The 20,236-nt window shown below is 66.5% G+C and carries 20 protein-coding genes; 9 read left to right on the forward strand and 11 right to left on the reverse strand.

All coding sequences use genetic code 11. The annotated features are described in order from the left end of the window. Window positions 1-8: 8 nt before the first annotated feature. The 3 genes from tauC to tauA form a co-directional block, all read right to left on the reverse strand. Entirely contained in the window at window positions 9-839 is an 831-nt protein-coding gene (gene tauC, locus ACYJSS_RS03030; RefSeq protein ID WP_111260828.1) for a taurine ABC transporter permease TauC, read from the reverse strand. After that, on the reverse strand, window positions 836-1,618 hold the full coding sequence (gene tauB, locus ACYJSS_RS03035; RefSeq protein WP_044413892.1) for a taurine ABC transporter ATP-binding subunit: 783 nt from the start codon (window positions 1,616-1,618) through the stop codon (window positions 836-838). Before tauB ends, tauC begins: the two co-directional genes overlap by 4 nt. A 129-nt stretch (window positions 1,619-1,747) precedes the next feature. After that, complete coding sequence (tauA, locus tag ACYJSS_RS03040) at window positions 1,748-2,728, reverse strand: taurine ABC transporter substrate-binding protein (RefSeq protein WP_111260827.1); 981 nt, start codon at window positions 2,726-2,728, stop codon at window positions 1,748-1,750. A 552-nt stretch (window positions 2,729-3,280) separates the two neighbouring features. On the opposite strand from tauA, the gene ACYJSS_RS03045 reads away from it, so the two are divergent. From ACYJSS_RS03045 to ACYJSS_RS03075, 7 genes are all read left to right on the forward strand, one after another. Next, window positions 3,281-4,624, forward strand: a complete 1,344-nt coding sequence (locus tag ACYJSS_RS03045) for an OprD family porin (protein WP_111260826.1) — start codon at window positions 3,281-3,283, stop codon at window positions 4,622-4,624. Between the two features lie 685 nt (window positions 4,625-5,309). Beyond that, window positions 5,310-5,948 carry a peroxiredoxin gene (locus tag ACYJSS_RS03050; RefSeq protein WP_111260825.1) on the forward strand — a complete coding sequence of 213 codons (639 nt, stop codon included), beginning with the start codon at window positions 5,310-5,312 and terminating at the stop codon, window positions 5,946-5,948. Window positions 5,949-6,169: 221 nt separating this feature from the next. Further along, complete coding sequence (locus ACYJSS_RS03055; protein WP_111260824.1) at window positions 6,170-7,135, forward strand: sulfonate ABC transporter substrate-binding protein; 966 nt, start codon at window positions 6,170-6,172, stop codon at window positions 7,133-7,135. 110 nt (window positions 7,136-7,245) lie between these two features. Beyond that, window positions 7,246-8,403: an FMNH2-dependent alkanesulfonate monooxygenase gene (gene ssuD, locus ACYJSS_RS03060; protein WP_111260823.1), complete on the forward strand. Its 1,158-nt coding sequence runs from the start codon at window positions 7,246-7,248 to the stop codon at window positions 8,401-8,403. A 10-nt stretch (window positions 8,404-8,413) separates the two neighbouring features. After that, window positions 8,414-9,199: an aliphatic sulfonate ABC transporter permease SsuC gene (ssuC, locus tag ACYJSS_RS03065; protein ID WP_111260822.1), complete on the forward strand. Its 786-nt coding sequence runs from the start codon at window positions 8,414-8,416 to the stop codon at window positions 9,197-9,199. Next, window positions 9,196-10,005, forward strand: a complete 810-nt coding sequence (ssuB, locus tag ACYJSS_RS03070; RefSeq protein WP_111260821.1) for an aliphatic sulfonates ABC transporter ATP-binding protein — start codon at window positions 9,196-9,198, stop codon at window positions 10,003-10,005. Before ssuC ends, ssuB begins: the two co-directional genes overlap by 4 nt. A 101-nt stretch (window positions 10,006-10,106) precedes the next feature. Then, window positions 10,107-10,322, forward strand: coding sequence for a TOBE domain-containing protein (locus ACYJSS_RS03075; RefSeq protein WP_003455791.1), 216 nt, complete (start codon window positions 10,107-10,109; stop codon window positions 10,320-10,322). 383 nt (window positions 10,323-10,705) lie between these two features. Here ACYJSS_RS03075 and aguA read toward each other — a convergent pair whose 3' ends face one another. From aguA to ACYJSS_RS03110, 7 genes are all read right to left on the reverse strand, one after another. After that, complete coding sequence (aguA, locus tag ACYJSS_RS03080) at window positions 10,706-11,812, reverse strand: agmatine deiminase (RefSeq protein WP_111260820.1); 1,107 nt, start codon at window positions 11,810-11,812, stop codon at window positions 10,706-10,708. Window positions 11,813-11,898: 86 nt separating this feature from the next. Next, entirely contained in the window at window positions 11,899-12,777 is an 879-nt protein-coding gene (aguB, locus tag ACYJSS_RS03085; RefSeq protein WP_111260819.1) for an N-carbamoylputrescine amidase, read from the reverse strand. A gap of 171 nt (window positions 12,778-12,948) precedes the next feature. Further along, entirely contained in the window at window positions 12,949-13,599 is a 651-nt protein-coding gene (locus ACYJSS_RS03090; protein ID WP_111260818.1) for a TetR/AcrR family transcriptional regulator, read from the reverse strand. A gap of 75 nt (window positions 13,600-13,674) precedes the next feature. After that, window positions 13,675-14,130: an NfeD family protein gene (locus ACYJSS_RS03095; RefSeq protein WP_111260817.1), complete on the reverse strand. Its 456-nt coding sequence runs from the start codon at window positions 14,128-14,130 to the stop codon at window positions 13,675-13,677. A gap of 2 nt (window positions 14,131-14,132) precedes the next feature. Continuing rightward, window positions 14,133-15,053, reverse strand: coding sequence for an SPFH domain-containing protein (locus ACYJSS_RS03100; RefSeq protein ID WP_021222852.1), 921 nt, complete (start codon window positions 15,051-15,053; stop codon window positions 14,133-14,135). Between the two features lie 76 nt (window positions 15,054-15,129). Then, entirely contained in the window at window positions 15,130-16,914 is a 1,785-nt protein-coding gene (locus ACYJSS_RS03105; protein ID WP_021222853.1) for a GspE/PulE family protein, read from the reverse strand. A gap of 134 nt (window positions 16,915-17,048) precedes the next feature. After that, the gene (locus tag ACYJSS_RS03110) at window positions 17,049-17,396 is read right to left on the reverse strand and encodes a hypothetical protein (protein WP_178082936.1); all 348 of its coding nucleotides are present in this window, start codon (window positions 17,394-17,396) and stop codon (window positions 17,049-17,051) included. A 127-nt stretch (window positions 17,397-17,523) separates the two neighbouring features. On the opposite strand from ACYJSS_RS03110, the gene ACYJSS_RS03115 reads away from it, so the two are divergent. Further along, window positions 17,524-17,994 (forward strand): Lrp/AsnC family transcriptional regulator, encoded by a 471-nt coding sequence (locus tag ACYJSS_RS03115; protein ID WP_111260816.1) that lies wholly within the window; start codon window positions 17,524-17,526, stop codon window positions 17,992-17,994. A gap of 206 nt (window positions 17,995-18,200) precedes the next feature. Continuing rightward, window positions 18,201-19,202 carry a PDDEXK nuclease domain-containing protein gene (locus ACYJSS_RS03120; RefSeq protein ID WP_111260815.1) on the forward strand — a complete coding sequence of 334 codons (1,002 nt, stop codon included), beginning with the start codon at window positions 18,201-18,203 and terminating at the stop codon, window positions 19,200-19,202. 48 nt (window positions 19,203-19,250) lie between these two features. Here ACYJSS_RS03120 and argC read toward each other — a convergent pair whose 3' ends face one another. After that, window positions 19,251-20,198, reverse strand: a complete 948-nt coding sequence (gene argC, locus ACYJSS_RS03125; protein ID WP_111260814.1) for an N-acetyl-gamma-glutamyl-phosphate reductase — start codon at window positions 20,196-20,198, stop codon at window positions 19,251-19,253. Window positions 20,199-20,236 lie beyond the last annotated feature (38 nt).

Genomic DNA, 20,236 nt, shown 5'->3' on the forward strand with positions numbered 1-20,236 from the left:
GGCCTCGATCAGTGGTTCTGCCCGTGCCAGGGCACGAGCTTGCGTTGCAGGGTGCGCAGGCCGAGTTCCAGGGCGAAGGCGACCAGGGCGATGACCAGGATGCCGAGCACCACGACGTCGGTGACCAGGAACTGCGCGGCCGACTGGACCATGAAGCCGAGGCCCTGGGTGGCGGCCACCAGTTCGGCGGCGACCAGGGTCGACCAGCCGACGCCGAGGCCGATGCGCACGCCGGTGAGGATGTCCGGCAGGGCGCTGGGCAGGACCACATGGCGGATCAGTTGCGCCGGGGTGGCACCGAGGGATTGCGCCGCGCGCAGGCGCGCCGGGTTGACGTTGCGCACGCCGGTGGCGGTGGCGATGGCGATGGGGGCGAAGATGGCGAGGAAGATCAGCAGCACCTTGGACAGCTCGCCGATGCCGCACCAGATGACGATCAGTGGCAGGTAGGCCAGCGGCGGGATCGGCCGGTAGAACTCGATCAGCGGGTCGAAGATGCCGTGGGCGATGCGGTTGCGGCCGATGGCGATGCCCAGCGGGATGGCGGTGAGCACGGCGGCCAGCAGGGCGGTGCCGATGCGCGCGAGGCTCGCCAGCAGGTGCGCCCAGAGGCTGGAATCCATGTAGCCCTGGGTGGCCAGCTGCCAGCCCTTGCGCAGCACCGCCTGGGGGCTGGGCAAGAACAGCGGCTCGATCAGGCCGGCGGTGGTCACCGCCCACCAGGCCAGCAGCAGGCCGACGAGGGTCAGGCTGCTGATGGCGAAGGTGGAGAGGCGCCAGGGGCGGGGTACAGGGGCCGCTGCCTTGTTTTCCGGCAGGGGCAGGTCGAGGCTGCTCATGCGCTTCTCCTTTGCCGTTCGGCGAAGACCTGGGCGAGGACGTGCTCGCGGGTTTCGATGAAGGCCCGGTCGGACTTGATCGCCCGTGCACTCTCGCCGGCGGCGTAGCGGCGGCCGAAGTCGAGGGTCAGGCGCTCGCTGATGCGGCCGGGGTTGGGTGACAGGAGGATCAGGTCGGTGGCGAGGAACACCGCTTCCTCGATGTCGTGGGTGATCAGGAACACCGGCTTGGCGGCGCGCTGCCAGACCTGCAGCAGCAACTCCTGCATCTGTTCGCGGGTGAAGGCATCCAGTGCGCCGAAGGGCTCGTCCATTAGCAGCACGCGCGGGTCGGCGGCCAGGGCCCGGGCGATGCCGACGCGCTGGCGCTGGCCCCCGGAGAGTTCCCAGATCTGCCGCTTCTCGAAGCCGGCGAGGTCGACCAGGGCGAGCATCTCGCGGGCCTTGGCTTCGCGCCGGGCACGGGGCACGCCGGCCAGTTCGAGGCCGAAGGCGACGTTGCCGAGGACGTTCTGCCAGGGCAGCAGGGCGTCGTCCTGGAACACCACGCCACGCTCGGCGGAGGGGCCCTGCACGGGCTTGCCGTCGAGGCTGATGCGGCCGTCGCTGGGGGGCACGAAGCCGGCGATGAGGTTGAGCAGCGTGGTCTTGCCGCTGCCGGAAGGCCCCAGGGCGACCAGCAGTTGCTGTGGCCCGAGGGTGAGGGAAATGTCGGTCAGTACCGGCTCGGCCGTGCCGGGGTACTGTGCGCTGATGCGCTCCAGCTGGAGTAAGGCCATTTTCTTTTGCGCTCTTCTGAATGTGTCGGATCGAGCGAGCTGGAGCGGGGCCAGTCGCAAACGACCGGGGCTGCTGCAGGTGAGCAGGCCCAGGTCGTTTTCAACGACGCCCCGCCGGCGCGCAGCCGATCAGTTGGTGACGTACTTGGCGCTCACGTAGGGGGCGTAGTCCGGCAGCACCGCATCGACCTTGCCCTGCTCCTTGAGGAAGGTGGCGGTCTGGTTGATGGCCTGGGTGGTCGGCGCGCCGAGGGCGGTGGCCTGGTCGGCAGCCAGCGGGAAGACGTTGCCCTGCAGCAGCAGCGGGATGTCCTCGGCCTTGGCGCCGGAGAGCTTCACCACCTTGTCGATGTTGGCCTTGTCGGCCAGCCAGGCTTGCGGGTCCTTGCGGTAGTCGGCGTAGGCATCGAGGGTCACCTTGGCGAAGGCACGGACCGCCTCGGGGTGCTTCTCGGCGAAGTCCTTGCGCACGATCCAGGCGTCGAAGGTCGGGGCGCCGAGCTTGCCCAGCTCACCGGAGCTGATCAGCACCTTGCCGCTGGCCTTGGCCACGCCGAGCGCCGGGTCCCAGACGTAGGTGGCGTCGATGTCGCCGCGCTGCCAGGCGGCGATGATGGCCGGCGGCGCGAGGTTGAGGATGGTCACCTTGCTCGGGTCGATCTTCCAGTGCTTGAGGGCGGCCAGCAGGCTGTAGTGGCCGGTGGAGACGAAGGGCACGGCGATCTTCTTGCCGACCAGGTCCTCGGGCTTGGCGATGCCGGCGCCGTTGCGGGCGACCAGGGCCTCGGCGTCGCCGATCTGGGTGGCGATGAGGAAGGTCTGGATCGGCAGCTGGCGGGTGGCGGCCGCCGCCAGGGGGCTGGAGCCGACGTAGCCGATCTGCACGTCACCGGAGGCGACGGCGGTGATGACTTCGGCGCCGCTGTCGAACTTGCGCCAGTCGATCTTGGAGGCGCTGGCCTTTTCATAGGCGCCGTCGGCCTGGGCGACTTTCGCCGGGTCGACGGTGGTCTGGTAGGCGACGGTGAAGTCCGCGGCCTGCGCGGTGATGGCCAGGCCGCCGAGGGTCAATGCCGCCAGCAGGCGACGGGGGAACAGAGAGCTGATCATGGTGGTGCTCCTAAACGGGCGACGGGCCGGTTTGGAGGCCGGGCCACGGGACGGGAATCGGGGTTTTCTCAGGGTGTCCGGTGGTCCGGTGGAGCGAAATCTAAATGATCTAAAAACGTCTCAATAAATACTATTTGGTTATTAGTTTATGAGCGGCCGTGAGGGTGCCGCCGCCTTTACAGGCCGGGAGAGGTGTGGGACTGCGAATTCCGTCCGCTGCTGCGTCATTGGGGATGGCGCCAGACGGCCAAAGTCGGTAATTTGCGCGCCCTTTCGAGTAACCGAAGTCGCCTCTCCCAGGGGCAGCTCCCCGCCAGAGGGAGGGTATCGGCTTATTTATGCGATTTAGTTACAAGAACGTGACGATAAATTCTTTTTAAGAATTAAATCCCTTGTCCTAGATTGGCCGCCACCTGAGGCAGGCCTGCTGGCAAGGCGCTACGGGGAATTTATGACCAGCGGGTCATACCGCTTCGCTATTTACTTGTGTATATAGCGGTGTCCGCCTCACCCATCAGAACAACCTAGAAACACGCACCACTGGAGCATTGCATGAACAAATCTACCCTGGCCCTGGCCATCGCTGGCGGCCTGCTGGCCCAACAGGCCGTCGCAGGCGGTTTCATCGAGGACAGCAAGGCCACCCTCGGCCTGCGCAACTTCTATATCAACCAGGACAACCGCGAAGGCACCAATAACCCTTCCAAGCAGGAAGAGTGGGGCCAGGGCTTCATCTTCAACTACAGCTCCGGCTACACCGAAGGCACCGTGGGCTTCGGCGTTGACGCCCTGGGCCTGCTGGGTGTGCGCCTGGATTCCGGCAAGGGCACTCACTACAACAACGGCAGCGATAACTACGGCGGCATCGTGTTCCCGTCGGAAGGCGATGGCCGTGCCGTGGATGATTTCGGCAGCATCGGCGTGACCGGCAAGGTCCGCATCTCCAAGACCGAAGGGCGTATCGGCACCCTGCAGCCGAAGCTGCCGGTGGTGACCTTCAACGACGGCCGCCTGTTGCCGCAGACCTTCGAAGGTGGCCAGGTCACCTCCAACGAAATCGATGGCCTGACCCTGATCGGTGGCCAACTCGAACACGCCAAGGGCCGTAACTCCAGCGATGCCCGGGGCCTGTCCATCGGCGGCGCCAACAATGCGCAGACGGGCAAGTTCGAGAACAAGTTCTACTACGCAGGTGCCGACTACAAGGTCACCAAGGACCTGACGGCCCAGTACTACTACGGCAACCTCGATGAGTTCTACAAACAGCACTTCCTGGGCCTGACCCACGTGCTGCCGGTCGGCCCGGGCTCCCTGAAGTCCGACCTGCGTTACTTCTACAGCACCTCCGATGGCCTGAACTCCAGCGCCGCCGGTCGTAGCCAGGGTTATCGCAGTGCCGGCAAATGGGCCAGCAACGACCCGCTGCGTGGCGAAGTCGACAACCGCACCTGGAGCGGCATGTTCACCTACACCCTGGGCAGCCACGCCGCCAGCCTGGGCTACCAGCAGGTGTCCGGCGACAGCGCCTTCCCCTTCCTGAACCAGGGTGATGGCGGCACTGCCTACCTGATCACCGACCGCCAGATCGGCAAGTTCCTCAGCGCTGGCGAGCGCACCTGGGTGGCCGAGTACGGCTACGACTTCACCAAGGCCGGCGTACCGGGCCTGAAGGCCATCGCCACCTACCTGAAGGGCAGCGGCATCGACAACGCCACTGGCGGCGACCTGGGCGAGTGGGAGCGTGACTTCCGCCTGGACTACACCCTGCAGGACGGCCCGCTGAAAGGCCTGGGCCTGTCCTGGCGTAACGCGGCCTTCCGCAGCGATGTGGGTGGCACCACCCGCGACCAGGACGAAAACCGCCTGATCGTGAGCTACACCCTGACCCTGCTGTAAGCGGCGTCAACGAGCCGCGCTTCCGCCTTTGGCGGAGGCGCGGCTTTTTTGTGGGCGCGATTCGGGGCAGGGCAGCACATCGGCTTCGTGGGATAGGTAGAAACCCATGCGGTGATCGGGCACCCCGCACGATGGGTTTCGTACCTCTACCCATCCTACGAAAGGGCCATGTGCCTTGAATCAGGCCCCAGGCAGTGATCGTGGGATGGGTAGAGCGAAGCGAAACCCATGCGGTGATCGGGCACTCCGCAACGATGGGTTTCGTACCTCTACCCATCCTACGAAAGGGCCATGTGCCTTGAATCAGGCCCCAGGCAGCGATCCGTAGGATGGGTAGAGCGAAGCGAAACCCATGCGGTGATCGGGCACTGCAACGATGGGTTTCGTACCTCTACCCATCCTACGAAAGCGCCATGTGCCTTGAATCAGGCCCCAGGCAGTGATCGTGGGATGGGTAGAGCGAAGCGAAACCCATGCTGTCGTCGGGCACTCATTACTTATAGGTTCAGTGCTTCGCCGAACGCCGACCGACTCCTCTGGCAAATGCTGAGCGGGTGTTTCTGTGGGTGTGCAGATATAGCTCTCAAAGTTATAAATAAATTGTTATTTATTCTTTTTGATTTCATTCGAGACTGGGCATAGTGAGCGCACAGAACGACGAATCCAGTCTCAAGGAGCTGCACAGATGAGCATCAGACTCGGCGACATCGCCCCCGATTTCGAACAGGACTCCAGCGAAGGCCGCATCCGTTTCCACGAGTGGCTGGGCAACAGCTGGGGCGTGCTCTTCTCGCACCCCGCCGACTTCACGCCGGTGTGCACCACCGAACTGGGCCTGACCGCCAAGCTCAAGGATGAATTCGCCGCCCGTGGGGTCAAGGCCATCGCCCTGTCGGTGGACCCGGTGGAATCGCACCTGAAGTGGATCGACGACATCAACGAGACCCAGAGCACCGTGGTCAACTTCCCGATCATCGCCGACGCCGACCGCAAGGTGTCCGACCTCTACGACCTGATCCACCCCAACGCCAACGACACCCTCACCGTGCGTTCGCTGTTCATCATCGACCCGAACAAGAAGGTGCGGCTGATCATCACCTACCCGGCCAGCACCGGCCGCAACTTCAACGAGATCCTGCGGGTGATCGACTCGCTGCAACTGACCGACAACCACAAGGTCGCCACCCCGGCCAACTGGCAGGACGGCGACGAGGTGGTGATCGTCCCCTCGCTGAAGGACGAGGACGAGATCAAGCAGCGCTTCCCCCGTGGCTACAAGGCGATCCGGCCCTACCTGCGCCTGACGCCGCAGCCCAACCGCTGAGTCCGGAGGACGGCGCCCCTGTCAGGCGCCCCGGCCCGAGCTCGTGCTCCACCGCCCTGCGCGCTGGAGCGTCTGACCCGAACAACCCGCTCCCTGGAGGGCACCGCTAAGAACCTAGGCAGTTGTTAGCGGTGCCCGGAGCGACCGAACCGGCCTTACTCACCCGCCAACGAGGCGAGCAGGCGCACACACAAGCACCCGCGAAGTACGAGGAGAGCGCCATGCGCACCATCACTTTGCGTCGGAGCCTGGCTGCGCTGTTCACCGCGGCCCTGGCATTCGGCGCCATCACCCAGGCACAGGCCGAGACCCTGCGGATCGGCTACCAGAAGTACGGCACCCTGGTGCTGCTCAAGGCCAAGGGCTCCCTGGAGAAGCGCCTGGCCGCCCAGGGCATCGACGTCAAATGGACCGAGTTCCCCGGCGGCCCGCAGCTGCTGGAAGGCCTCAACGTCGGCTCCATCGACTTCGGCGTCACCGGCGAGACCCCGCCGGTGTTCGCCCAGGCCGCCGGCGCCGACCTGCTCTACGTCGCCTACGAACCGCCGGCGCCCACCAGCGAGGCGATCCTCGTGCCCAAGGGCTCGGCGATCCAGTCGGTGAAGGAGCTGGCCGGCAAGAAGGTGGCCCTGAACAAGGGCTCCAACGTGCACTACCTGCTGGTCCGCGCTCTCGAAGAGGCGGGCCTGAAGTACAGCGACATCCAGCCCGTGTACCTGCCCCCGGCCGATGCCCGCGCCGCCTTCGAGCGTGGCAGCGTCGACGCCTGGGTGATCTGGGACCCCTTCCAGGCCGCCGCCGAGCAACAGCTGCAGGCACGCACCCTGCGCAACGGCACCCAGCTTGTGGATAACCACCAGTTCTACCTGGCCACCCGGGCGTATGCGACCCAGCACCCGCAGGTGATCAGCACCCTGGTGGAGGAAGTGCGCGCCGTGGGCGAGGACTCCAAGGCCGACCCGGACAAGGTGACCGAACAGGTCGCACCGCTGCTCGGCCTGCCCAGGGACATCACCGCCATCGCGGTGAAGCGCCAGGGCTACGGCGCCCAGTTCCTCTCCCCGGAGGTGGTCACGGCGCAGCAGAAGATCGCCGACACCTTCACCGACCTGAAGCTGATCCCGAAAAAACTCAGCATCAAGGACGTGATCTGGACGCCGCCCGCCAAGGTCGCCCAGCAGCCGTGATGTGCGCCTTGCCCCGCGCCAGGACGGCGCGGGGAAGGTTTCGATACCCGTAAACGAACCATCATCGCGCGGCTACGCCACGCCGGCGCGCTCACCCTGGAGTTATTGCGATGAGTCTCAACCTCTTCTGGTTCCTGCCGACCCACGGCGACGGCCACTACCTCGGCACATCCGAAGGCGCCCGCGCTGTCGACCACGGCTACCTGCAGCAGATCGCCCAGGCGGCCGACCGCCTCGGTTTCGGCGGCGTGCTGATCCCCACCGGCCGTTCCTGCGAGGACTCCTGGCTGGTCGCCGCCTCGCTGATCCCGGTGACCCAGCGCCTGAAGTTCCTCGTGGCCCTGCGCCCGGGGATCATTTCGCCCACCGTCGCCGCGCGCCAGGCCGCGACCCTCGATCGCCTCTCCGGTGGCCGGGCCCTGTTCAACCTGGTGACCGGGGGCGACCCGGACGAGCTGGCCGCCGACGGCCTGCACCTGAACCATGAAGAGCGTTACGAGGCTTCCGTCGAATTCACCCGCATCTGGCGCCGCGTGCTGGAGGGCGAGACCGTCGACTACGACGGCAAGCACATCCAGGTGAAGGGCGCCAAGCTGTTCTACCCGCCGCTGCAGCAACCGCGCCCGCCGCTGTACTTCGGCGGCTCCTCCGAGGCCGCCCAGGACCTGGCCGCCGAACAGGTGGAGCTGTACCTGACCTGGGGCGAGCCGCCGGCCGCCGTGAAGGAGAAGATCGAGCAGGTGCGCGCGAAGGCCGCCAAGCTCGGCCGCAGCGTGCGCTTCGGCATCCGCCTGCACGTGATCGTGCGCGAGACCAACGAAGAAGCCTGGGCCGCTGCCGACCGCCTGATCGCCCACCTCGACGACGCCACCATCGCCAAGGCCCAGGCGGCCTTCGCCCGCTTCGATTCCGTCGGCCAGCAACGCATGGCCGCCCTGCACAATGGCAAGCGCGACCAGCTGGAAGTCAGCCCCAACCTCTGGGCCGGCGTCGGCCTGGTACGCGGCGGTGCCGGGACCGCGCTGGTGGGCGATGGCCCCACCGTGGCCGCGCGGGTCAGGGAATACGCGGACCTGGGCATCGACACCTTCATCTTCTCCGGCTACCCGCACCTGGAAGAGTCCTACCGCGTGGCGGAGCTGCTGTTCCCCCACCTGGACGTGGCGCGCCCGCAGGCCGGCGATGGCCTGGCCTTCGTCAGCCCCTTCGGCGAGATGGTGGCCAACGAGGCGCTGCCCGAGCGTCGCCTCAAAGTCTCGCAGAGCTGAGGACGCCGAGATGAATTTCCAGTCAATCCTCCAGCGCCTGGCGCCCTGGGCACTGCCTTTCGTGCTGCTGGCCACCTGGCAGATCGCCGTCGAGACCGGCCTGCTCTCCACCCGCATCCTCCCGGCGCCCAGCGCCGTGGTCACCGCCGGCTGGCAACTGGTGGCCAGTGGCGAGATCTGGACCCACCTGGCCATCAGCGGCTGGCGCGCCGGCATCGGCTTCGCCATCGGTGGCGGCCTCGGCCTGCTGCTGGGCTTCATCACCGGTCTGTCGAAATGGGGCGAGCGCCTGCTCGACAGCTCGGTGCAGATGATCCGCAACGTGCCGCACCTGGCGCTGATTCCGCTGGTGATCCTGTGGTTCGGCATCGACGAGTCGGCGAAGATCTTCCTCGTCGCCCTCGGCACCCTGTTCCCCATCTACCTCAACACCTACCACGGCATCCGCAACGTCGACCCGGCGCTGGTGGAAATGGCGCGCAGCTACGGCCTCTCCGGCTTCGGCCTGTTCCGCCAGGTGATCCTGCCCGGCGCGCTGCCCTCGATCCTGGTGGGGGTGCGCTTCGCCCTCGGCTTCATGTGGCTGACCCTGATCGTCGCCGAGACCATCTCGGCCAGTTCCGGCATCGGCTACCTGGCGATGAACGCCCGCGAGTTCCTGCAGACCGACGTGGTGGTGCTGGCGATCCTGCTCTACGCGGTGCTCGGCAAGCTGGCCGACGTCGCCGCCCGTGGCCTGGAGCGCCTGTGGCTGCGCTGGCACCCGGCGTACCAGGCCAAGGGAGGTGCGGCATGAATGCCCTGTCCACGCCGCAACGCCTGAAGCGCGGCATCCCGCTGGCGATCCGCAGCATCGGCAAGTCCTTCGGCGAGCGCGAAGTGCTCAAGGACATCGACCTGCTGATCCCCGCCGGCCAGTTCGTCGCCGTGGTCGGCCGCAGTGGCTGCGGCAAGAGCACCCTGCTGCGCCTGCTGGCCGGGCTGGACAAGCCCTCCCGTGGCGAACTGCTGGCCGGCTCCGCACCGCTGGAAGATGCCCGCGAAGACACCCGGCTGATGTTCCAGGACGCCCGCCTGCTGCCGTGGAAACGGGTGATCGACAACGTCGGCCTCGGCCTTTCCGGCAACTGGCGGCCCAAGGCCCTGGAAGCCCTGGAGGCCGTGGGCCTGGCCGACCGCGCCCAGGAATGGCCGGCGGCGCTGTCAGGTGGCCAGAAGCAGCGCGTGGCCCTGGCCCGCGCCCTGATCCACGAACCGCGCCTGCTGCTGCTGGACGAACCGCTGGGCGCGCTGGATGCGCTGACCCGCATCGAGATGCAGCAACTGATCGAACGCCTCTGGCAGAAGCACGGCTTCACCGTGCTGCTGGTCACCCACGACGTCAGCGAGGCCGTGGCCATCGCCGACCGGGTGATCCTCATCGAAGACGGCGAGGTCGGCCTCGACCTGGCCGTGGAACTGCACCGCCCCCGCGCCCGTGGTTCGGCCCGGCTGGCGGCACTGGAGGCCGAGGTGCTGGAGCGGGTGCTGTCGCAACCCGCCTCGCCACCGGAGCCGGAACCCTTTTCACCCCTGCCCACGCAGTTGCGTTGGGCGCTCTGAGAGCAGCCGGAAGCTCGAAGCCGGAAGCCTGAAGCACGCAGTCCGCTTCCAGCTTTCAGCTTCTGGCTTACAGCTCATTTTCGACCCCAGGAGAAAACGCCATGACCATCAAAGCCATCAACGTCCGCAACCAGTTCAAGGGCACCATCAAGGAAATCATCGAAGGCCCGGTGCTCTCGGAGATCGACGTGCAGACCGCCGCCGGCATCGTCACCTCGGTGATCACCACCCGTTCCGTGCGCGAGCTGGAGCTGGGCATCGGCTCGGAGGTGATCGCCTTCGTGAAGTCCACCGAGGTGTCCATCGCCAAGCTGTGAGGCAACGGGGTGTGATCGTGGGGGAGAGGCGGGAATCGCGGCGCGATCCTTCGCGGATGAATGCGCTCCCACATGAACGTGCCTTGTACCGACATGAAGAGCCCCCGCGTTTGCGGGGGCTCGTTCGTTTGGGGATCGCTGGGCGATCCTTGGGCGAATGAATTCGCTCCTACAACCCGATCCGCGTGGGAACGCATTCATTCGCGAAGGCGCGCGGTGCGCTACCGGGGCGTAGGGTGGACGTCGCTCTTTACGTCCACCAGCGGTGGCGCAGGTGACGCCGATGGTGGACCGGTGAAGCGTGGTCCACCCTACACGGGACTACCCCCGCCGCACCCACAAAAAGCCCCGCGTTCGCGGGGCTTCGTTCATCCGGGTTCGGCTCAGCGCGTCTGCGGTGCCGGCTGCTGCTGGGTGATGCAGTGGATGTTGCCGCCGCCGAGGAGGATCTCGCGGCCGGGCACCATCACCACTTCATGTTGCGGGAACAGGCGCTTGAGGATGGCTTCGGCCTCGGCGTCCTTGGGGTCGTCGAACTTTGGCGCGATGATGCCGCCGTTGACGATCAGGAAGTTGACGTAGGACCCGGCCAGGCGGATCGACGGGTCGCGCTCCTGGGTGCCGGCCACCAGGTCGACGCCGGCGCATTCCTCGTCCGTGGCGTAGAGCGGGCCGGGGATCGGCATCTTGTGCACCACCAGCTGGCGGCCCTTGGCGTCACGGGCTGCCTCCAGCACCTTCATCGCCCCCTGGCAGCGCGGGTAGTTGGGGTTGGCCGGGTCGTCGGTCCAGGCCAGCAGCACTTCGCCCGGGCGCACGTAGCAGCAGAAGTTGTCGACGTGGCCGTCGGTCTCGTCGTTGTAGAGGCCATCCGGCAGCCAGATGACGCTGTCCACCGCCAGGTGGTCGCGCAGCACCGCCTCGATCTCCTCGCGACTCAGGTGCGGGTTGCGGTTGCGGTTGAGCAGGCATTCCTCGGTGGTGATCAGGGTGCCTTCGCCATCCACGTGGATGGAGCCGCCTTCCAGCACGAAGCCCTCGGTGCGGTAGCCCTGGCAGCCTTCGATGCGGAGGATCTTCGAGGCCACCTGGTCGTCGCGGTTCCACGGCGAGTAGAGGCCGCCGTCGAAGCCGCCCCAGGCGTTGAAGGCCCAGTCCACGCCGCGCACTTCACCCGTGTCGTTGGTCACGAAGGTGGGGCCGGTGTCACGCACCCAGGCGTCGTCGGTGGTGATTTCCACCACGCGGATGTTCGGCTCGTCCAGGCGCTGGCAGGCGTTCTCGTACTGGCCGGCGCTGACGCACACGGTCACCGGCTCGAAGCGGGCGATGGCGCGGGCCACGGCGGTGAAGGCCGCCTGCGCGGGCTTGCCGCCGAGGCGCCAGTTGTCCGGGCGCTCGGGCCAGACCATCCAGGTGCGGCTGTGGGTCTCCCACTCGGCCGGCATGCGGAAGCCATCGGCGCGGGGTGTGCTGTTCAGAGGTTTCATGGGGATTACCTGTGGTCGCCCGGCGAGGGGCGCTGCGGTGGCTGTTGAGTGGGCCTCGCATTGGCGGGGCCCACTGGAAAGGGGTGTCAGGACTCCAGGGAGCCGTCCAGGGTCTTCAGCGGGCCGTACAGGTTCGGGCGACGGTCGCGGAAGGTGCCCCAGGCGCTGCGGGTACGTTCCAGAGCGTCGAGGTCGAAGCTGTGGACCAGCACGCCTTCCTCGGTCTCGTTCAGTTCCTCGACCTTGGCGCCGAACTGATCGGCGATGAAGGAGGAGCCGTAGAAGGTGATGTCGTAGCCGTCCTGCTCCTCGCGGCCGATGCGGTTCGACGCCACCAAGGGCATCAGGTTAGCGCCTGCGTGGCCCTGCTGCACGCGCTGCCAGTGGTCGCGCGAGGTGATGCTGGCGTCGTGGGGCTCGCTGCCGATGGCGGTGGGGTAGAAGAGAATCTCGGCGCCCAGCAGCGCCATGCTGCGGGCGCACTCGGGGAACCACTGGTCCCAGCAGATGCCCACGCCGATGCGCGCGTAGCGGGTGTTCCACACCTTGAAGCCGGTGTCCCCGGGGTTGAAGTAGTACTTCTCGTGGTAGCCGGGGCCGTCCGGGATGTGGCTCTTGCGGTACACGCCGAGGTTGCGGCCGTCGGCGTCGATGATGGCGATGCTGTTGAAGCGCGCGCGCCCCGCCAGCTCGAAGTAGCTGATGGGCAGCACCACCTGCAGTTCGGCGGCGACCTTCTGGAAGTGGGCGATGGCGGCGTTGGTCTCGGTGGCGGTGGCCAGCAGCAGGTAGTCGGCGTTGGGCTTCTGGCAGAAGTAGGGGGTCTCGAACAGCTCCTGGATGAGGATGATCTGCGCGCCCCTGGCGGCGGCCTGGCGCACCAGTTTCTCGGCGTTGGCGATGTTCGCGGCGCGATCCCAGGAGCAGGCCATCTGGGTGGCGGCGACGGTAACGATGCGGGACATGGAGACACCTCGTCAGGACGATTGCTGTCGATGAGCGGGCGTGAGTCGCCCGGATGGCGACCTTATAGTCGATAATAATCTGCTTTAAAAGTGGTTATTTAACGCTAAAGCAGAATATAGCCCGAAATTGCCGATTGTTATCGGTTATTTATCGGATAAAAATCGAAGGCTTCAGAGTGCGTCCGCCAGCACGGCTGCACGCTTGGGCAGGAAGGGCGGCAGGTAGAGGCCGAGGTAGGCATCGAAGACGCGCATGCCTTCCTCGGCGAAGCGCGGGGTGATTTCGCCGTGCAGCTGCACCGAACGGGCATAGACGCGATCGCCCAGCTCCATGGCCAGGGCGAAGACGTCGAGGTCGCCCGGCAGCGCCGGCAGTTCGAAGTGGCGCTCGAACAGGCGGTGCATCAGGCGGCCCAGCTCGATGTCGTGCTGGCGGTCGGCCTGGGTCACTTCGGTGAGGCCGTGCTGGGCCAGGATCAGCTGGCGCGCGGCGGTGTCTGCGGCGTAGATCGCCAGCATGCGTTCTTCCACCAGGCGCGAGAGGTCGCGCCAGCTGCCCAGGCGCGCATGCTCCACCGGCTCCTGCAGGCAGGCGCGGAAGGCGGCGTGCACCTCGGCGGTGAGGCCTTCGAGGATCGCCGGCACGCTGGCGAAGAAGTGGTAGACGGAGGAGGGCGGCATCTCCGCGCGCTCGGCCACGCTGTAGATCGACAGGTTGGCCACGCCTTCCTCGGCCAGCAGCGCGCGGGCGGCGTCGAGAATCCCGGCGATGCGCAGCTGGCTGCTGGCGCGGGGTTTGCGAGGGGTGGCGGGACGCGACATGGACGGCTCCTTGGCATGAGGCCGCTATTGGACGTTAGCCATGGGCCCCATGCAATACCGATGCGTCCCCTTCGTTCAGCTGGTGCTGACCGGTTCCACCTTGAGCAGCACGCCGTCCTGGCCGATGACGCGCACCTGGGCGCCGGCGGGCAGGTCGGGACCGACCACCAGCCACACCGAGTCGCCGGCCTTGATCTTGCCGCGCCCGCCTTCGATGGCCTGGTGCAGGGCGAACTGGCGGCCGACGAACTCCTGGCCCCGGCGGTTCAGCCCCGGCTGGTCGGAGGGCTTGGCGGCGCTGCGCTGGCGGCGCCACCAGTAGACGGCGGTGCACACCGAGAGCACGCCGAAGAGGAGGAACTGCACCTCCCACGGGATGCCCGGCACGATGAAGGTGAGGGCGCCGACCGCAGCGGCGGCGAGGCCGATCCACAGCAGGTAGCCGCCGGCGCCGAAGACTTCGAGGATCAGCAGCAGGGTGCCCAGGGCCAGCCAGTCCCAGAAGGACAGGGTCTGCAGGTAACCGAGCATGGTCAGACCTTCTTGTCGCCGAAGGTGGCCTTGACGATCTCGCCGATGCCGCCCACCGAGCCGATCACCTGGCTGGCCTCCAGCGGCATGAGGATCACCTTGCTGTTGTTGGCGCTGGCCAGGCTGCCCAGGGCCTCGACGTATTTCTGCGCGACGAAGTAGTTCACCGCCTGCACGTTGCCGTTGGCGATGGCCTGGGACACCACGCGGGTCGCCTCGGCTTCGGCCTGGGCGGCGCGTTCGCGGGCCTCGGCTTCGAGGAAGGCGGCGGCGCGCTCGCCCTCGGCGCGGAGGATTTCCGCCTGCTTGTGGCCCTCGGCGGTGAGGATGGCGGCGGAGCGGGAGCCTTCGGCCTCGAGGATCTGCGCGCGTTTCAGGCGCTCGGCCTTCATCTGGCTGGCCATGGCTTCGACCAGGTCGGCGGGCGGGCTGATGTCCTTGATCTCGATGCGGGTGACCTTGATGCCCCAGGGCGCGGTGGCCTCGTCGACGGTGCGCAGCAGGCGCTCGTTGATGGCGTCGCGCTGGCTGAGCATGGCGTCCAGCTCCATGGAGCCGAGCACGGTGCGGATATTGGTCATCACCAGGTTGCGGATGGCGTGCTCGAGGTTGTTCACCTCATAGGCCGCCTGGGCCGCGTTGATCACCTGGAAGAAGCACACGGCGTCGATCTCGACGATGGCGTTGTCGGCGCTGATGGCTTCCTGCGGGGGGATGTCCAGCACCGCCTCCATGACGTTGAGCTTGCGGCCGATGCGGTCCATCACCGGGACGATGATGTTCAGGCCCGGCTTGAGGGTGTTGGTGTAGCGGCCGAAGCGCTCCACCGTCCACTCGTAGCCCTGGGGCACGACCTTGAAGCCCATGAAGACGATGGCCACGGCGAGCGCGACGAAGAGGAGTACGACTGTGGTGATGCCCATGACTGTTCCCTGTAGGTGAGTGCCGGCAGCGGCCTTTCTCGGTTATCCGCCCGGATTCTGCGCCGGGCGGCGGTGGTTACTTCTGTTCGCTCTGCGGGGTGACCCGCAGCACTTCCTCGACCGTGGTGAGGCCGGCGGCGACCTTCTGCGCGCCGGACAGGCGCAGGCTGCGCATGCCTTCCTTGAAGGCGTTGCGACGCAGGCCGACCAGGTCGGTGTCGGCGGTGATGTAGCTCTTCACCGAATCCGACAGCAGCATGATCTCGTAGACCCCGGCACGGCCCCGGTAGCCGGTGTCGCGGCATTCCAGGCAGCCCACGGCGCGGTGCGCCCCGGTGGGCAGCGGTGCGCTCCAGGGGCGGGTGAGGTTCTGCCAGTCCTCTTCTTCCAGCTCGATGGGCGCCTTGCAGTGCGGGCACAGGGTGCGCACCAGGCGCTGGGCCATGACCCCGAGCAGGGTGGCGCGCAGCAGGTAGTAGGGCACGCCCAGTTCCAGCAGGCGGGTGATGGCGCTGGGGGCGTCGTTGGTGTGCAGGGTGGAGAGCACCAGGTGGCCGGTGAGCGCCGCCTGGATGGCCATCTCGGCGGTTTCCAGGTCGCGGATCTCGCCGACCATGATGATGTCCGGGTCCTGGCGCATCAGCGCGCGCACGCCGCTGGCGAAGGTCAGGTCGATGTTGTGCTGCACCTGCATCTGGTTGAAGGCGCCCTCGATCATCTCGATGGGGTCTTCGATGGTGCAGACGTTCACCTCGCTGGTGGCCAGCTGCTTGAGCGTGGTGTAGAGCGTGGTGGTCTTGCCCGAGCCGGTGGGGCCGGTGACCAGGATGATGCCGTTGGGCTGGTTGGTCATGCTCTGCCAGCGCTTCAGGTCGTCCTGGGAGAAGCCCAGTTGGTCGAAGCTCTTGAGCAGCACCTCGGGGTCGAAGATGCGCATCACCATCTTCTCGCCGAAGGCGGTGGGCAGTGTGGACAGGCGCAGTTCCACCTCGCCGCCCTCCGGGGTCTTGGTCTTGACCCGGCCGTCCTGGGGCTTGCGCTTCTCCGCCACGTTCATGCGGCCGAGGCTCTTCAGGCGGCTGACGATGGCCATCGTCACCTGGGGCGGGAACTGGTAGACGGTGTGCAGCACGCCGTCGATGCGGAAGCGCACGGTGCCCTGTTCGCGGCGCGGCTCGATGTGGATGTCGCTGGCGCGCTGCTGGTAGGCATACTGGAACAGCCAGTCGACGATGTTGACGATATGCGCGTCGTTGGCGTCGGGTTCCTGGTCGTTCGCCCCCAGTTTCAGCAATTGTTCGAAGTTGCCGACGCCGCTGATCTTCTGGTCCACGGCATTGGCGCCGCTGACCGACTTGGCCAGGCGGTAGAACTCCACGGTGAAGCGCTGGATGTCCGCCGGGTTGGCGACGATGCGCTTGATCGGGCGCTTGAGCACGTGGGTGAGGTTGCCCTCCCAGCTGTGCACGAAGGGCTGGGCGCTGGCGATGGTGACGCTCTCGCTGTCGGCGGCCACGGCGAGGATCTTGTGGCGCTGGGCGAAGGCGTAGGACATCAGCGGGGTGACCGCGGCGACGTCGATCTTCAGCGGGTCGATGCGCAGGTAGGGCTGGCCGGCGTACTCGGAAAGCCACACGGTCAGGGCTTCGAGGTCGAGCTTCTTGCCGGGGCGCTTGAGGTCGTCGACCTGCTGGCTGGCGAGGAATTCCAGCGGGTGCTGCTGGTTGTTCACCGCGCTGCGGCGAATCGCCATGCACTGCTCGGCGGTGTCCTGGGCGATCCGGCCCTGGTTCACCAGCTCCCGCAGGAGGTCGTTGAGGTCCAGCCAGCGATCCTGGGCGGCTGAGGCAAAAGCGGACATGCAGGCTCCTTGGTCACGCGATCCCGGTCAGGGAAGAGTAGCCAACGCACTCTTCCGTGGAGGGTGCACAGGATGCCCGAATCGGCGCCTCGGGGCGAAGGGCATTGCGTGACCGGGTGCACCGAACGGCGCGGTCAGGATGCCGCAGGCTGCACATCCACCGAAAACACGCTGACCAGGGAGCGCATCTTCTGCGCGATCACCTCGGCGCGGTGCAGGGTCAGGCCGTCCTGGTGCAGTCGCAGCAGCAGTTCGTCGCCCTGGCGGCTCGACTCCAGCCACTGCGGCACCAGCTGCAGCTGGGCGAAGTAGGCGAGCAGGCGGCTGAGGATGTCCGCGTCGGCCTCGGCGAGGATGGTGAAGCTCAGGGTGCGCGCCTGGCCGGGCAGCTGCGTCTTGCTCCACACGTCCTCACGCGGCGCCATGGCGGTGGGGAAGGGCGGCGGCGGGGTGATGCGGGAGGATTCGTCGAGGTCGAGCATGGTGGCGTGGCTCCGGAGGCGACGGCCTATTTTCCGGGCGCCAGAGGGGGAATTTCTGCCTATTTATTGGTTGTTCAGCCTGATTGAGGAATAGAATTTCCTCGATTTCCGATTATTGAGGTTTTTCATGCCTGTCGAACTCGATCCCTACGACCGCCGCATCCTCGAACTGCTGCAGGAAGACGCCGGCATCGCCACCGCCGAGATCGCCGAGCGCATCGGCCTGTCCCAGTCGCCCTGCTGGCGGCGCATCCAGCGGCTCAAGGAGGAAGGCGTGATCCGCCGCCAGGTGACCCTGCTGGACCGGCGCAAGATCGGCCTCAACGCGCAGATCTTCGCCCAGGTGAAGCTCAACGCCCACGGCCGCTCCAACCTCACCGAGTTCGCCGAAGCCATGCAGGGCTTCCCCGAGGTGCTGGAGTGCCACGTGCTGATGGGCGCGGTGGACTTCATGCTGCGCATCGTCACGAAGGACATCGAGGCCTACGAGCGCTTCTTCTTCGAGAAGCTGTCGCTGGTGCCGGGCATCCAGGAGGTCAACTCCATCGTCGCCCTGTCGGAGATCAAGTCCACCACCAGCCTGCCGGTGGGCGGGTAGGGAGATGCACGGAGGTACCCGTGGGAGCGAATTCATTCGCGATGGCAGCCGATAGGCTGCCGCTCCTTGCGGGTTCGCGCCTGGGGCCGCTGCGCGATCCAGCGACAGGTATGGGACGGTTCCCCGGGCATGGTGCGGCGAGCGCCGCATTTCCGTGCCATGACAGGTACGCGATGGTGACTGGCTCATCAGCCAGGAGCCATGTCATGAACACGCCAGGATCAACGCTGGATACCGCTTTTGGCGACATCGCGCTGATGATCACCAGTGCCCGCCAGCGTGCCTATCAATCGGTCAATGCCGAACTGATCACGCTCTATTGGCGAATCGGGCGCCATATCAGCGAGAAGCTGGAGTCGTCGGAGTGGGGCGAAGGGGTCGTCGAGCAACTGGCGAAGTACCTGGCGCGCACCCAGCCGGGGCTGCGCGGATTCACCCGGCGCAACCTGTTCCGCATGCGCCAGTTCCACGATGCCTGGCCGGATGAGGCAATAGTGTCAGCGCTGCTGTCACAAATACCCTGGACCCATAATCTGCTCGTGCTTGGCCAATGCCGTACCCCCGAGGAGCGCGGTTTCTATCTGCGACTGGCGATACGGGAACGCTGGTCAAGCCGGGAACTGGAACGACAGTGTCGGGCTGGATTGTTCGAACGCTCGCTGAACAGGCCTGTCAGCGCATCGAAAGCCCTGCGGCAACGGCAACCGGATGCCGTAGATGCCTTCAAGGATGCCTATGTCTTCGAGTTCCTGGATTTGTCCCCTGGGCACGGCGAGGCGGAGTTGCATCGTGGCTTGTTGTTCCGCCTGCGGGACTTTCTGATCGAGCTGGGGCGGGACTTCTGCTTCATTGGGTCCGAATACCCGTTGCAGGTCGGTGGCCGTGACTTCTTTCTCGATCTCCTGTTCTTCCATCGAGGCCTCAACTGCCTGGTGGCCATCGAACTCAAGGTGGGGCGTTTCGAGCCGGAATACCTGGGGAAGCTGGATTTCTATCTGGAGGCTCTGGACCGGGATGAACGCAAGCCTCACGAGCATCCCGCCATCGGTGTGCTGCTGTGTGCCAGCAAGGATGATGAGGTGGTGGAGTACGCCCTCAACCGTTCCCTGTCTCCGGCGCTGGTAGCCGAGTATCGAACCCAGTTGCCGGATCAGGAGCTGCTGCAGCGCAAGCTCCAGGAGTTTTATGCACTCGATTCACGGGACTGACCCATGAAAAAGCCCCGCATCGGCGGGGCTTTTTCAGGGGGGTGCGGATCAGGCGTTGAGGCCGGTGGCCTCGTCGGCGCCGATGTGCACGTTCATGCACTGCACGGCGGCACCGGCGGCGCCCTTGCCGAGGTTGTCCAGGCGCGCGACCAGGTTGAGGCGGTCGGCGGAGCCGAAGACGAAGAGGTCGACGCGGTTGGTGTCGTTGCAGCCCTGGACGTCGAAGAAGCCGCCGTCGAGGTTGCCCTCGTCACCGGCCGGCATCACCCGCACGAACTGCTCGCCGGCGTAGTGCTGGCGGTAGATCTCGGCGATCTCGGCGGCGCCGGCCTTGCGTGCCAGGCGCTCGGTATAGAGCGGCACGGTCACGGCCAGGCCCTTGAGGAAGGGGCCGACGATGGGGTTGAACACCGGCGCCTGGGCCAGGCGGGCCTGGACGCGCATTTCCGGCAGGTGCTTGTGCTCCAGGCCCAGGGCGTAGGGGCGCGGGCTCATGAGCCTGGCGTCGTTGCCGGCCTCGTACTCGGCGATCATGCCCTTGCCGCCGCCGCTGTAGCCGGTGAGGGAGAAGGCCGAGAGCGGGTAGTCGGCGGGCAGCAGGCCGGCGTCGATCAGCGGGCGCACGGCGAGGATGAAGGCGCTGGCGTGGCAGCCGGGTACGGCGATGCGCTTGCTGGTGCGGATCTTCTCGCGCTGGCCGGCGGCCAGTTCCGGCAGGCCGTAGGCCCAGTTGTCGTCGGTGCGGAAGGCGGTGCTGGCGTCGATGATGCAGGTGTTCGGGTTGGTCACCAGGGACACCGCCTCGCGGGAGGCGACGTCGGGCAGGCAGAGGAAGGCGACGTCGGCGGCATTGAGGAAGCGTGCGCGCTCTTGCGGGTCCTTGCGCTTGTCATCGGCGATGCGCAGCAGCTCGACGTCGGCACGGCCGGACAGGTAGTCGAGCAAACGGAGGCCGGTGGTGCCTTCCTGACCATCTACGAACACTTTGAAAACCATGGCGGACTCTCTCGGACAGACGAATGAAGAGCGGGGCG

This window comes from Pseudomonas sp. No.21, assembly GCF_054558415.1.

Bases quoted from the DNA above. Each gene is read 5' to 3' on its own strand.
- ACYJSS_RS03075 (WP_003455791.1), top strand. From the start codon at position 10,107: ATGACCATCAAAGCCATCAACGTCCGCAACCAGTTCAAGGGCACCATC.
- ACYJSS_RS03105 (WP_021222853.1), bottom strand. From the start codon at position 16,914: ATGTCCGCTTTTGCCTCAGCCGCCCAGGATCGCTGGCTGGACCTCAAC.
- tauC (WP_111260828.1), bottom strand. From the start codon at position 839: ATGAGCAGCCTCGACCTGCCCCTGCCGGAAAACAAGGCAGCGGCCCCT.
- aguA (WP_111260820.1), bottom strand. From the start codon at position 11,812: ATGAAACCTCTGAACAGCACACCCCGCGCCGATGGCTTCCGCATGCCG.
- tauA (WP_111260827.1), bottom strand. From the start codon at position 2,728: ATGATCAGCTCTCTGTTCCCCCGTCGCCTGCTGGCGGCATTGACCCTC.
- ACYJSS_RS03120 (WP_111260815.1), top strand. From the start codon at position 18,201: ATGAACACGCCAGGATCAACGCTGGATACCGCTTTTGGCGACATCGCG.
- ssuC (WP_111260822.1), top strand. From the start codon at position 8,414: ATGAATTTCCAGTCAATCCTCCAGCGCCTGGCGCCCTGGGCACTGCCT.
- ssuB (WP_111260821.1), top strand. From the start codon at position 9,196: ATGAATGCCCTGTCCACGCCGCAACGCCTGAAGCGCGGCATCCCGCTG.
- aguB (WP_111260819.1), bottom strand. From the start codon at position 12,777: ATGTCCCGCATCGTTACCGTCGCCGCCACCCAGATGGCCTGCTCCTGG.
- ACYJSS_RS03100 (WP_021222852.1), bottom strand. From the start codon at position 15,053: ATGGGCATCACCACAGTCGTACTCCTCTTCGTCGCGCTCGCCGTGGCC.
- tauB (WP_044413892.1), bottom strand. From the start codon at position 1,618: ATGGCCTTACTCCAGCTGGAGCGCATCAGCGCACAGTACCCCGGCACG.
- argC (WP_111260814.1), bottom strand. From the start codon at position 20,198: ATGGTTTTCAAAGTGTTCGTAGATGGTCAGGAAGGCACCACCGGCCTC.
- ACYJSS_RS03095 (WP_111260817.1), bottom strand. From the start codon at position 14,130: ATGCTCGGTTACCTGCAGACCCTGTCCTTCTGGGACTGGCTGGCCCTG.
- ACYJSS_RS03110 (WP_178082936.1), bottom strand. From the start codon at position 17,396: ATGCTCGACCTCGACGAATCCTCCCGCATCACCCCGCCGCCGCCCTTC.
- ACYJSS_RS03055 (WP_111260824.1), top strand. From the start codon at position 6,170: ATGCGCACCATCACTTTGCGTCGGAGCCTGGCTGCGCTGTTCACCGCG.
- ssuD (WP_111260823.1), top strand. From the start codon at position 7,246: ATGAGTCTCAACCTCTTCTGGTTCCTGCCGACCCACGGCGACGGCCAC.
- ACYJSS_RS03115 (WP_111260816.1), top strand. From the start codon at position 17,524: ATGCCTGTCGAACTCGATCCCTACGACCGCCGCATCCTCGAACTGCTG.
- ACYJSS_RS03045 (WP_111260826.1), top strand. From the start codon at position 3,281: ATGAACAAATCTACCCTGGCCCTGGCCATCGCTGGCGGCCTGCTGGCC.
- ACYJSS_RS03050 (WP_111260825.1), top strand. From the start codon at position 5,310: ATGAGCATCAGACTCGGCGACATCGCCCCCGATTTCGAACAGGACTCC.
- ACYJSS_RS03090 (WP_111260818.1), bottom strand. From the start codon at position 13,599: ATGTCGCGTCCCGCCACCCCTCGCAAACCCCGCGCCAGCAGCCAGCTG.